This window comes from Streptomyces zagrosensis (genome assembly GCF_014203645.1).
GTDB lineage: Bacteria > Actinomycetota > Actinomycetes > Streptomycetales > Streptomycetaceae > Streptomyces > Streptomyces zagrosensis.
Genome location: NZ_JACHJL010000011.1, coordinates 111794 through 124330, shown reverse-complemented (window position 1 = coordinate 124330; position 12537 = coordinate 111794). Strand labels below are relative to the sequence as shown.

Below are 12537 nucleotides of genomic sequence, written 5' to 3'. Positions count from 1 at the left end.
CCCTCAACACCTGCTCTGCGCCGACGATTTCGCGGCACTTGGCCAGGCGGCGATCGGCCGGCGATCACGCGGCGGTCAGGCAGCGGCGAGGCAGCGAATCGTCGGCTCGATGCGCTATCGGGGCCAGCCGGAAGCGACGTCACCCTAAGGGGGCGCCGCTAGATCAGCTCGTCGTCCCAGAGGATCTCCCGCAGATGCGCCAACGCGTCCCGTGCCGGGTCGGGGGCCTGTTGCGTACCACGTTCGATGACGTTGAGAAGGAGATTCCGTGCCCGCTCCGAGCACACCACGTGCGCCATGCCGTGCATTCCGATCGCCAACTCTTCCAAGTCGCTCCAGGCCTGGACGGTTACCAGCGAACTGGCACGCAGCGCGGAGGTAACGCTGATGCGTACCGCCGACCCCCGCATGTCCGTCCCCAGCCGTAGCCAGCCGAGCGCTTCGTGGTGGCGACCGGCCAACAACAGAGCGCTTCCGCGCGAGGCGTCGATCTCGCGCCGATCGAGCCACCAGACCCAGGAGGGGTCGGCCGCGCTGGAGCTGCCGCCTCGCGCCCGGTCGAACCGGTACGTGCCCTCGCGGATGTCACCGCGCCCCACGAGCGCCCGGGCCGCACGCATCTCGAACATTGCCTCGACACGTGGGGGTAGCCGTGCGTCCAACATGGCCGCGGAGATGTTCAGTTCCTCGTCGAGGTTCCCTTCCCAGCCTTCGATCATGGCCAAATTTTGCAGAATCAGCAGCTCGATGGACCTGTCGTCGGCCTCCTGCGCCAAGGCCAACGCCGCCTCGGTATATGCGCGTGCGGCCTTAATGCGGGCGGCGTCGAAGAACAGCCACCCCGTCACCTCCGCCAACTCTGCGGCTGCCGCCAACACGTCGCTTTCGGCGCCCGTGAGCCGGGGACGAACCGCCTTGTAGGCCCGCGCAGCGAGCGGAGCTATCGCCGCCCCCGCTCCTTGATTGTCCAAGGTGACCAACTGTTGGGACGTGGTGCGGATCGTCTGCGCCAGCTCGTCATCACGCACGCCCAGGCCGAGCCCCAGACCCAGAGGAAGCATTGTCGCGCCGAGCGTCGCCGTAGCAGCGGCAACCAGCTCGTCGCCCATACCCAGAAGCTTTCCAAGGTCCCGAGCGAACTGGACCGATGGCGCCTGCTTCCCCGAGCAAATGCGGGACAGGTAGGCCGGGTCGTAACTCAGCTTCCGAGCCGCTGCCCGCATGCTCAGTCCGCGCGCAAGCAGGGCCGCACGAATACGCTGCCCGAACTCATTGCTACTCACGGCAACCATGAGCCAAGGCTACCGTCATCACTCGTCAACGGAGGGTGATCGGTTATTCAGATCGATCGCGGCAATTCTGTAAGCGTCTGATCGCCATCGGTGATCAGGTCCAGCGCCCCTTGCGGCCACCACTGCTTGCCGTGGTGCGCGGCAGCCTCTGAACGGAAGAGCCCTCTGTGACCCACTCGATCCTGCGCATGGCGGTGTACCGCAAGCGACGTGGCGAAACACCGCGTCATGTCATCGTTGAGGTTGACTCGGATCAGGCCGCGCCCCGTAACGAGCCCGAACCGTGGCCCCCGTGCCAGTGCCCTCGTCACCGCAGCGGGGGGACGGGGATTCGGTGATGACTGCCTACTCAGACCGCTGGCCCCCAGCGCCCGAACCGGCCGATGCGCAGGTGGAGCAACGCCTGGGAAGCGAAGATCAGTTGGCCTGCGACGTGCCGCTGGTCGAGGCCGCTGACCCGGTGCGGGCAGTGGCACGCTCCCGCTCTGCCCATCGCATCCTGACCGGCCAGCACACCGTACGGCTTGGTGATGGCACCGCGCTCCGGTTCTTTCTCGCCGGTGCCGCGCCCCTCGCCCCCGCGTGTGGGTGGCAGCCCGTCACGGACGTGGACTTCCAACTCGCCTACGAAGCGGCCTTGTTCGAGGCCAAAGGCCTGGCGGATGGGGTCCTGCGGTCCAACGCAAACCGCGTACAACTCACCCTGGACACGCTCGCCGGGCCGGGCGGCTTCTACTGGTCTGACGGGGCCGACGCTGCCGGAATCATGACTACCAACGGACACACGCCCGAGGCGTGCGGGTTCGACCTGACGGAGATCCGTCGAAGCTCCGGAGGTGCTGGGTGACAGCGGTCCGCGTGGCCCTGCTCGTATGGAAACCACAGAACCCGGATACGCCTGGCGATGTGTCGCGAGGCTGGCCGCGGGTGCTCCAGACGCGCGACAGCGACACCCCGTGGCAGGCCCCGAGCGTCATTCTGCGCCCCGGCGAACTGGTCGTGCCCGCGGCGGAACGCGTGGCGTACGTACTCGGGTTGGTCCTGCCGCAGCACCACCGCGTCCTGTGCGTCGATCAATGGCCGCCCGCGCCGGAGGCGCCCAGGGGGCTGACGCTCGTATTGGACGGTGGCTGGCTGGCTGGTGATGACGTGCGCGGGGATGGCGATGACATAGGCCCATGCTCGTGCGGGTCCCAGCATCAGCGACGGTGGGTCCGGGCCGACCGGACCGGCAGCGTCGCGCTCATGACCGCGGTCAGCGCCGCGGTGTTGAAGTCACCCGCGTTCGTCGTGAGCCCGGGCACCGCTGCACCCCAGTCGTGAGCCCGGGCACCGCTGCGCCCCAGTCATGCATCAGGGCACTGCTGCGTGCAGTCGGGAAGCGGTGCCGAGGCCATCGGCCAGATCTCGCCCGTGCGGACCCCCGCCTCATTGATGGGGCAGCGCATCACCGCTTCGATGGGCCCCTGCCGGGCGGTGTTCCGCCACCGGCACCGCTAGCGAGGGGGTCGGGAGACCATGCGTCACCCCAGGAGAGGCAGCGGCCGTAGAGGTGGCCGCAGATCACCACTGAGCGGAATATCGGGTGCGGCGGCGCTGGCGAGCGCCGCCGCACTCGTCGTATCGGCGCTTCCCGCCGTCGCGGCGACGGCGACGTCGGCACCACCGCCGAGCCCGGGGGAGGTGATTCCGGGTCAGGAGACGCAGACGCCGACATTGGTGCAGGGCATCCGGGAGCAGGCCCCGGCCACGGGCAATGCGGCAGGCGCGGCCCGCACGTACCTGGATGGCAAGCAGGGTCGGTATCGGATCGCGGACGCGAAGCGCGACCTGGTGCCCGCCGGCACCACCGCAGTGGACGGTCAGGAGACCGTCCGGCTCCAGCAGCGGCATGGGGGCGTGCCCGTCCTGGGCGGCCAGTACGTCGTGCGCATGGAGAAGAAGGACGGCGAGCGGGTCGTCACCGGCACCTCGGGCAAATACTTCACCGAACTGCGCACCGGCACCACGCCAGAGGTCGGCGAGGCGCTCGCCGTCGAACGTGCCGTGGACTCCGTCCGCACCCAGCTCAACGAGCGGCATTTCACCGCACAGTTGGAACCCGAGGGGGAGCAGGACGCGCCCCCGCTGGTGGGCACCGCCCGCGGGCTTGTCGTCCTGCCCACCGGGGCAGGCGTGCTCACCCGGCACGTCACTGTGCGCGGCACCGACCCGGCGAGCGGCGAACCCGTGCTGCGCGAGGTCTACGTCGATGCCCGCGCCGGGTATCCGGTCCTCCAGTACAGCGGTATCAAGACGTTCGACGCGCCTCGTACGGCGGTGGGGGAGCCCGCAGCGGATGCGCCTCGTGCGGCGGTGGGGGAGCCCGCAGCGGACACCGTGAAGAAGGGGGCGCGGGTCCCGGAGAAGGGCACCGGCGCCAAGCTCGACGGGAAGGCCGTCACCCTCGATGTGGAGCACGACGTCTACCGCGATCTGTACGTGCTCCGCGACCTCACCCGCATCCCCGAAACCGATTGGGCCAACAACTCCCTGTCCACCTGGGACGCGCGCGGCAAGACGCCCGGTGAGGTGTCAGGGCAATGGCCCGCGGACGTCGCGGAGTTCGGTTCGCCGACGCCCGCGTTCGGCACCGAAGCCACCGATGTCGGCGCCGTGGACGCGCATTGGGCCGCCGGGCAGGTCTACGACTACTTCAAGGGCAAGCACGGCCGGAACAGTTTCGACGACCACGGTATGACCGTGCGTTCCCTGGTGGGCGTCGCCAACTACGGGGACACGTACGTCAACGCCTTCTGGGATGGTCAGAAGATCGTGTACGGCGTCGGGGATGCCGAGTACCGACCGCTCTCCGCGGGCATGGACGTCGTCGGCCACGAGATGACACACGGCGTGGTCGAGCACACGGCGAACCTCGTCTACGCGGGCCAGTCCGGCGCCATGAACGAGGCCATCGCCGACTACTTCGGCAACGCCATCGAGGCGGATGTGTACGGCATACCGGTGAGCGACCCGGATTCGGGCCTCATCGGTGAGCGCCTGTGTCGAACGAAGGCCCCCCGCGAATGCGCGCTGCGCGACCTGGGTGACGGGCGCACCACGACCAAGTCGTTTCTCGGCCTTGGCTTCGCCAATGACAACGGCGGCGTCCACCTCAACTCGACCATCTTCGGCGGCGCGTTGTGGGACGCCCGCGAAGACCTGGGCGCCGACCTGACCGACAAAATCGTCTACAAGGCGTTGACCGAGTACCTCACGCCGCTCGACGGCTTCACCGAGGGGCGGGCCGCCGTGCTCGCGGCAGCCAAGGACCTCAAGATCCCGGCGGCCGACCACAAGGCGCTGCAACGCGCCTTCACCGCACACGGCATCGTGCCCGGCTGGGAGTTGGCCCTCGGCGTTGACTCCGAAAACCTCCTGGACCGGATCAACACGACCGATACGAACCTGGGCGGGGGCGGCGGCTGGTGGGCGGCGTCGAAGTCCAACGAGGACGGCTCGGAACCATACTCGGTGTGGGCCGGCCGCGGCGACGGCAAGGGGCAGCCGAAGTTGATGAGCCCCAACGACGGCCGCTACCACGTCAAGCCGGCCACCGATGGCAAGACGGTGGTGTGGCAGGCGTACGGCGTAGGCGGCGGCACCAACGTCCTGTCCAGGCCGCTCGCGGGCGGCCCCGTGAAGAAGCTGTGGTCCGGCCGGGGCGTGAACGGGACGCTGGACGTTGACGGTGACGTGGTGACCTTCGGCTTCGCGAACCACGGCGGGCGCGCAGGGGTGCTCTACCTGAGTCTGAAGGACCCGGCCAACCTGGTACGAATCGGCGGGGGCACCTACCACCGGGCGTACTCCCCGTCAGTGAGCCACGGCAAGGTTGTCTACCAGGAGAAGGAGCGGGTGCGGGCCGTGTACGAGTGGTCCACCCGTGTCGTTGACGTCGCTACCGGTGAGAACAAGGAGATCCAGCGGTACCCGAACTCCGCGCGCATCGGTCCCACGGCCATCAATGGCACACACGTCTTCTGGCTCCTTGACGAAGGATTGGCCGAGAACACGACGACCCTGCGCCGCGCCGCGATCGATGGCTCCGGCGTGGTGGACCTCAGCCCGCAGGTCGGGCCTAACGCTCTGAACGCCTACAACCTGGCCGCGTCCGAGAGCACCGTGACGGTGGGCTCGTACGTCCCCGACACCGAGATCCGCAACGAATCGACCCCCAAGCTCTATCAGTTCGGTGCGGGCGGCTCGCCTGAGGACCCGGGCAACCGCAAGGGCCGGGTCTCCTGCAATCGCGGCGAGCAGGCATCGCCCGCCGCGGTGGCGGGCAGCCAAGCGGTGTGGCTGGACTCAACGACCGGCACCACCAACGTGGCGGCCCGCACCCGGCCGGCAGGCCGGTGCGGCTGACCCCGTAGAGCGACGCGACTTCGGGCCGTGGCCCGCCGGGTGACGTACCCGGCGGACCACCGGCCTCACGCCGTCGCGGTCGTGTCGCGGTCGTGTTGCGGTCGTGCCGGGTGCGGGCGAGGCTCCTAGCCCTTCTAGCCGCCCCGGTGCAGCCGGTCCCCGCCCGCCAAGATGGCCGCTGCGAGTTCGTCCGCCCCGGCGTGTGCGGCCACTGCGTCCCCACCGTGGAACAGCGCGAACTTCACCGAGCCCAGGTCGGGCAGGCCCGCCCGATCCGGCACCCGGATGAGGCCGGGCGGGATCATGCCCCGGGTGTGCGCCATGACGCCGAGGCCCGCCCTGGCCGCCGCGACCAGGCCGTTGAGGCTGCCGCTGGTACAGGTGATCCGCCAGGCCCGGCCGTGCTGCTCCAGCACCTCAAGGGCCCGGGCCCGCGTGATGCCCGGTGGCGGAAAGAGGATGAGCGGCAGCGGACGGTCCGCATCGATCCGTAGCCGATCGCTACCGATCCACACCAACCGGTCCCGCCACACGAGCCGCCCACCTGGCCGGTCCGGCGAGCGCTTGGCGAGGATCAGATCAAGCCGCCCGGCCTCCAACATGGCGTGCAGCGTTCCGGACAACTCCACCGTCAGCTCCAGCTCAACCCCGGGGTGGTCGCGCCGAAAGCCCTCCAGGATCTCCGGCAGCCGGGTAAGGACGAAGTCCTCGGACGCGCCGAAGCGCAGCCGACCGCGCGGCCGGGCGCCAACAAACCAACTCGCCGCCCGCTCGTTCGCCTCCAGGATCGTCCGGGCGAAGCCCAGCATCGCCTCGCCGTCCTCGGTCAGCTCCACGCTGTGCGTATCGCGCACGAACAACTGCCGGCCGGCCGCCGCCTCCAACTTGCGCACCTGCTGGCTCACGGTGGACTGCCGCAACCCGAGCCGCTGAGCGGCCTGCGTAAAGCTGAGGGTCTGCGCGACCGTGCGAAAGGTGCGCAACTGCGTCGGGTCGAACATTGCGCCACCGTACCCGGCCATCACGTTTCGCGATAACAGTGAGAGTGGTGAACGGCTTTCCCGATGAGCAGGGCGTGCGGCAGGGTGGCCAGGTCAGCTTGATCCGGCCCCGAAAGAGATCTCATGCGCCGCCCCGCACGTGCGTTCCCCTCCTGGTTGCCGCTCGACGGGTTCGTCCTGGCGCTGATCGGCACCGTCCTACTCGCCGCCCTGCTGCCCGCCACCGGACAGGCCGCTGTCGTCGCGGACGACACGACCGCGGTCGCCGTCGCCGGGCTGTTCTTCCTCTACGGCGCCCGGCTCTCCGCCCGCGAGACGATGGCAGGACTACGCCACTGGCGACTCCACCTCACCGTCCTGGCCTGCACTTTCGTGCTCTTCCCCGCGCTTGGTCTGGCGGCCAGAGGGCTCGTCCTGCTGGTGCTGACCCCCCAGCTCTACACCGGTCTGCTCTTTTTGTGCCTGGTGCCCTCCACCATCCAGTCATCCATCGCCTTCACCTCGGTGGCCCGCGGCAACGTCGCCGCCGCGATCTGCGCGGGCTCCTTCTCCAGCCTGGTCGGCGTCCTCCTCACCCCCGTGCTCGCCGGACTGCTGCTCGGCGAGAGCGGCGGGTTCTCGGGCGGCTCGCTGCTGACCATCGCGCTACACCTGCTCGTTCCCTTCCTGGCCGGGCAGGTGCTGCGCCGTTGGGTCGGCGGATTCATCGCCCGACACCGAAGGATGCTCGGTTACGCCGACCGCAGCTCGATCCTGCTTGTCGTCTACACCGCCTTTAGCCAGGGCATGGCCGATGGCGTGTGGCAGCAGGTCACCTGGGCCCGCCTGCTGGCGCTGCTCGGCGTGGAGGCGGTGCTCCTCGCGGCGATGCTCATGCTGACCTCGTACGGCTCGCGCCGCCTCGGCTTCCCGTACGCCGACCGCGTCGCCATCACCTTCGCCGGTTCGAAGAAGAGCCTGGCGGCAGGGCTGCCGATGGCGAGCGTGCTGTTCGGCGCCGAGGCTGGACTAGTGGTGCTGCCGTTGATGCTCTTCCACCAGATGCAGCTCATGGTGTGCGCGGTCCTCTCCAAGCGGTACGCCGCGCGCGCCCCGCAGGAGCGACCTGCCGAACCCGCCGAACCCGCTGAACCCGCCGAACCCGCCGAGGCGCCGCCGTCCCAGCCCGCCGCGGGAGCGCGCGCCCCTGCCGCGTAAGGGGCGCGGCTGGTGCGTACGGGCTGGCGGGCGCGGGCTGATGCGTATCGGCGGCACGCGGGCCAGTGGGTACGGGCCGGAGCGTTGGAGCGTACGAAGGCCGCCGGTACGGCCCACAGGCGCAAGGCCCGCGCTGCGTACCGGCGGCCGATCGGCGGCGGATGCTACGGCCGTACCTGGTCCAATGGCAGCCACAGCACCGAGCCGCCGCGGGCGATGTCCTCCGCCGACGTTCTGCGCAGCCGCTGGATATCCGCGTCCGGTAGGGCCCGGTCGAGCACCAGCACCTCGTCCAGCGCTCCCCGCAGATGCGACCTGCTGTCCACCTTCTGCCCGACGTGCACGCCGAAGACCGCGTTGCGGCTGACCGAGCCCGCCGCAGCCGCGACGCTGATGGGCACGCCGTCCACGAAGAGGGCGAGTTCCCCGCCACCGCGCCGCAGCGCCAGATGGTGCCAGCGGTCGTCGTTGTACGCGCGTGCCGCGTGCACCGTGGTCGTCACCGGCGGCGCCGCGCCGCTCAGAGTCAGCATCGACGCGGTGATCCGGCCGTTGTCCGGCTCGCCGCGCACCGCTACCTGAGGCGACCTGTTGCCGACCCCGCCCATCCACAAGAAGGGTTGCTCGCCACTGGTGGCGGAGTAGCGGAACCAGAGGCTGACGGTGAAGTCCCGCTCGCCCAGCGGCAGCGCACCGCGGAAGGGGAGCCGTACCGCGTCGTCGGCGCCGTCGAACTGCATCGCCTGACCGAAGCGCCCCTCGCCCGTACGCGCCCCGCCGAGCACCGCGGCGGGCCGTGCCTGGCGCCCCCCGTCCGCCGTCGTCGGGTCCGGGCCGCGGCGCGGGCCGAGCCAGTCCTCGGTGAAGCGGGCGAAGCGGATCTCATCGCGGGCGTCGGCCGTCCCGCCCTCGTACAGCAGTCCGACCGAACCGTCGAAGGTGCGGACCATGTCGGAGTAGCCCGACCAGTCGGTGGTGACCACCTTGCCGCGATCCACGCTCTCCCAGCTTCGGCCCTCGTCGTAGGAGGAACGAATCATCATGGTCCGCCGCCGGTCCGGATCGGCGGGCGCGGACAGCAGCAGCCGGCCAGGACCGCGCTCACCGGTGCCAGCGCCGCGCAGCCGGATCACCGAACCCTGCACCATGGGCGTGTAGAGGCTGGGTAGCGCCTGGAAGGGCGCCTGGAAGCTCTCCCCGCCATCTTGGCTGACCGCGGCATCGCGGTGGCCGAGATCCGTGCCGTCCTGCTCGCGCCCATTGACGTAGATGGCGCCGTCCTCGCGTTCCACCAGCGTCACCTCGGACGGCTTCTGCCGGAACGTTCCGTTCTGCGCCAGCGGCCAACTGTCCAGCGCGCCGACCCGCCAGGAGTCGCCGCCGTCATCGCTCAGCACCAGCGCCGCATGGTTGTCGGTGATGCGATCGGCGCCGTAACTCTCCGCGTTGATGCCGAAGACCAGGCGCCCCGCGTGCTTGCCGTGAGTGAGCTGGATGCCGTGCACCGGCCCTGTGGCGTACCAGGCGTCCCAGTCCGGGTCCCGGATGTCGGTGCTCAGGTCGCGGGGGACTGACCAGGTCGCGCCGTCGTCGTCGCTGTGCTGGAGATGCGGCCTGCGGTCGCAAGGCACCTCGCAGTTCTGCGCGTCGTCACGGCCCTTGTTGTACGTGGTGGCGAGCAGAACCCGGCCGGTTTGACGATCCACGATCGGCGCCGGATTGCCGTGTGTGTCGCCGTCGCCGTGGTCGATGACTTTGAGCTGGCTCCAGGTGCGCCCACCGTCGAAGGACCGCTTGAGGACGAGATCTATGTCCCCGGCGTCGCCGCAGTTACCCACTCGGCCCTCGGCGAAGGCCAGCAGGGTCTTGTTCCGCGTCTCAACGATGGCGGGAATCCGGAAACAGGAATAGCCCCCATCCTGGGAAGCCTTGAAGAGCACCTGCTGCTCGAAGGCGGGCGGGGCTACGGCTGTGTCCGTAGTTGTGCCCGTAGTTGTGCCCGCGGTTGCATCCGCGGTTGCGTCCGCGGTTGTGGAGGCGGCTCGGTCGGGGCCCACGGCCCGTACGGGGGTCGGCAGGAGGGCGAGCACCACGAGGGTCCATAACGCCGTCCGGCGCCGGCCGCGGAACCGTGGGCCGTGCGACCTGCGGGGGCCGTGTGCGCAGTCCGTGCCGGACGACCCGTGGTGGACGTCCGGGCCGATGGGAGCGTACGGCCGGTGCGCCGAACGTACCTTGTGGGGAGGGTGCAGTCGGTGCAGTCGCTGCTCGGATCTGAGTGGGTGCGATCTGCCGTCTCTCGCGGGGTCTGCGTGCAGTTCTGACGCCATACTCGGACCTGCCCTTCGAAGGCATCTGGACATCAAGACATCCCACGTCCTATGTGCGCATGCCAGAAGTTACTTGTCTCCCGCATCTCCCTACAAGAACCGTGCGACGTCCGGGCTTCACCCACTCAGGGGACCTGGACGGCGAGGGTGCGGAGTGCGGTGCTGCGGGTTTCGCGTCCCTGCTTCCTTTCGTATGCCACTCGTATGCCACATCGAAGCGGTTCACCGTGACGGTGACGGTCCGCCGCCCATCGGCACCGATGCCGTTCTCGCTGGCGTGGCCGGGCGCATTGCCGCCGTGGTGCCGGGGGGAAGCCACCGCAGCTCAGCGGCGTCGTCTCGATGCCAAGGCCGTACGAGCGTCGCGGCTCGTCGGGCTTCGGGTGGAGGGTCTGCATCTCGTCCAGCTCTGCGGAACGCAGCACCCGGCCGTTGCTGAGGGCCTTGAAGAAGGCGTTGCTGTCAACCGGCGTGCTGGTCAGCGCCCCGCCGCATCCGCGGCCGACAGCTTCATGATCGTGGTGTCCACCTGGCGCCCGAGTTCGGCACCAACTCCCGGGCGGCGTAGTGCCGGTAGCGGTTTCGGTAGCAGCCATCCGCCGAGTGATCGGCGGGGAACGCCCCGGAGAGTTGGTGTAGTTGGCGAGTCCGCTGGTGTATTGAAGGAGCTGGCGCACTATGCCGCGGCGGCCGTCATTGCCCTGGCCGCTGACGGCATCGGGCATGGTGTGCCCGGTCTGCGCAGTCTGCGCGCCGGCCGCCGGGGTCGCGACAGCCAGCCCCGCGACGATCGTTCCGTGCTACTCCTCCCACACGATCCGTTCAGCGCCGGCGTACACGTTCATGTTCGCGCCCCGCAGGAAGCCGACGAGCGTCAGCCCCGTCTCTTCGGCCATGTCCACCGCAAGCGATGATGGAGCCGACACGGCGGCGAGCACCGGAATGCCCGCCATCACCGCCTTTTGCGCCAACTCGAAGGACGCGCGCCCGGACACCAGCAACACGCTGGACGACAGCGGCAGCCGGCCCTCCTGAAGGGCCCGGCCGATGAGCTTGTCCACGGCGTTATGGCGCCCCACGTCCTCCCGTACGTCCACGAGCTCGCCTTCCGCCGTGAACAGCGCGGCGGCATGCAGCCCTCCGGTACGGTCAAAGACCCGCTGCGCGGCGCGCAACCGGTCGGGCAACGCGGCGAGCGTGTCGAGGGTGAGGGTGACCGGGGAAGCGGGATCGCCCACGGGCCAGCGGGCTATCGTCCGCACCGCGTCCAGGCTGGCCTTCCCGCACAACCCGCACGAGGACGTGGTGTAGACGTTGCGCTCCAGCGAGATGTCGGGGACAGGCACCCCGGGCGCGAGCCGCACGTCGACGATGTTGTACGTATTGGCGAGGTTACGGGCGCCGGCGGTCCGGCGAGCGGCGGAATCCTCCAGCCCGTTGGTGCTCACGATCGGGTACGCACCACTCCCGGCCGCCGCACCTGCGCCCCCCGACCACCCGCCAACGCCCTCGTTACGCCGAGAGCCGGTCGCACCCGCCCCACCGTCCCCTACCGCCCCCTCCCCACCGGCTCGGCCGTCCCCGCTCGTTCGGTCATCTCCGGGTGCGTTGCCTTCCCCGCCCGGAGGCCCACCGAGACGCCCCCCGGGCAGTGCATGGAGATGCCTGCCCGAGGGCCCGTCGAGACCCTCGTCCGGCAGCTCGCCGGGTTCCGACGCAAGCTCGGCGACCGCCCCGGCGCAGTACGCGATGGTGGCCAGTTCGTCGGCGCGCCCCAGCACTCCCTCACTCACCAAGAACCCCGCGGCCAGCGCGAAGTCATCACCGGGCGTACGCATCGTGATGGCGAGGGGTTTCCCGTTGAGCCGGATCTCCAACGGCTCCTCGGCGACGAGCGTGTCCGGGCGCGTGCTGACCACCCCGTTGCGGATGCGCACTACGCGCCGTCGTTCGGTGACCCGTCCCATGGTGTCGGTCCGTCCTGATCGTCTCCGCGCAGTAGGCCGACCGTCCCTCTAGCCGGGCCCTGACCTCCGTATTGTCACCCATCGCGGCACGCCACGAGCCTCGCGGCATACCCCACCAGGCCCGAGCCGGCGCCGATGCTGTGGTGTTCGAGGTCGCGAGGTCGCGAGGTCATCTAGCCCCTGGGCCAGCACATGCCGGCCAGAACTGCGCCCACCCCACCCCGCCGCCCGCCCCGGGCACACTCGCCGCGTCACTCACTGACCCCCACAGGCGACCCCACCGACCCCGAGTAAAGCGCACCCCATGCCTTCACTCTGCGTATCCACCACATCAACCCTCCGC

General features: G+C 69.7%; 7 protein-coding genes and 2 pseudogenes. 4 read left to right on the top strand and 5 right to left on the bottom strand.

What is annotated here, in order from left to right; genetic code table 11:
- Positions 1–158: 158 nt before the first annotated feature.
- Positions 159–1292 (bottom strand): helix-turn-helix domain-containing protein, encoded by a 1134-nt coding sequence (locus tag FHS42_RS21105; RefSeq protein ID WP_184574229.1) that lies wholly within the window; start codon positions 1290–1292, stop codon positions 159–161.
- Positions 1293–1629: 337 nt separating this feature from the next.
- On the opposite strand from FHS42_RS21105, the gene FHS42_RS21100 reads away from it, so the two are divergent.
- The 3 genes from FHS42_RS21100 to FHS42_RS21090 all read left to right on the top strand — a co-directional run bounded on the left by FHS42_RS21100 (position 1630) and on the right by FHS42_RS21090 (position 5699).
- Positions 1630–2139: a hypothetical protein gene (locus FHS42_RS21100; protein ID WP_184574227.1), complete on the top strand. Its 510-nt coding sequence runs from the start codon at positions 1630–1632 to the stop codon at positions 2137–2139.
- Positions 2136–2615 carry a hypothetical protein gene (locus tag FHS42_RS21095; RefSeq protein ID WP_184574225.1) on the top strand — a complete coding sequence of 160 codons (480 nt, stop codon included), beginning with the start codon at positions 2136–2138 and terminating at the stop codon, positions 2613–2615. The genes FHS42_RS21100 and FHS42_RS21095 overlap by 4 nt, the downstream gene beginning before the upstream one ends.
- 195 nt (positions 2616–2810) lie before the next feature.
- Entirely contained in the window at positions 2811–5699 is a 2889-nt protein-coding gene (locus FHS42_RS21090; RefSeq protein WP_184574223.1) for a M4 family metallopeptidase, read from the top strand.
- Positions 5700–5833: 134 nt separating this feature from the next.
- Here the strand turns inward: FHS42_RS21090 and FHS42_RS21085 are convergent, their stop codons facing one another.
- Positions 5834–6700 carry a LysR family transcriptional regulator gene (locus tag FHS42_RS21085; protein WP_184574221.1) on the bottom strand — a complete coding sequence of 289 codons (867 nt, stop codon included), beginning with the start codon at positions 6698–6700 and terminating at the stop codon, positions 5834–5836.
- A 123-nt stretch (positions 6701–6823) separates the two neighbouring features.
- On the opposite strand from FHS42_RS21085, the gene FHS42_RS21080 reads away from it, so the two are divergent.
- The gene (locus FHS42_RS21080) at positions 6824–7897 is read left to right on the top strand and encodes a bile acid:sodium symporter family protein (RefSeq protein WP_184574219.1); all 1074 of its coding nucleotides are present in this window, start codon (positions 6824–6826) and stop codon (positions 7895–7897) included.
- A 164-nt stretch (positions 7898–8061) separates the two neighbouring features.
- Here the strand turns inward: FHS42_RS21080 and FHS42_RS21075 are convergent, their stop codons facing one another.
- The 3 genes and pseudogenes from FHS42_RS21075 to FHS42_RS39405 all read right to left on the bottom strand — a co-directional run.
- Positions 8062–9990, bottom strand: coding sequence for an exo-alpha-sialidase (locus tag FHS42_RS21075; protein ID WP_312866969.1), 1929 nt, complete (start codon positions 9988–9990; stop codon positions 8062–8064).
- A gap of 1037 nt (positions 9991–11027) precedes the next feature.
- Positions 11028–11633: pseudogene (fdhD, locus tag FHS42_RS39165) on the bottom strand (formate dehydrogenase accessory sulfurtransferase FdhD); the annotation flags it as partial.
- Positions 11634–11948: 315 nt separating this feature from the next.
- Positions 11949–12194: pseudogene (locus FHS42_RS39405) on the bottom strand (formate dehydrogenase accessory sulfurtransferase FdhD); the annotation flags it as partial.
- Positions 12195–12537 lie beyond the last annotated feature (343 nt).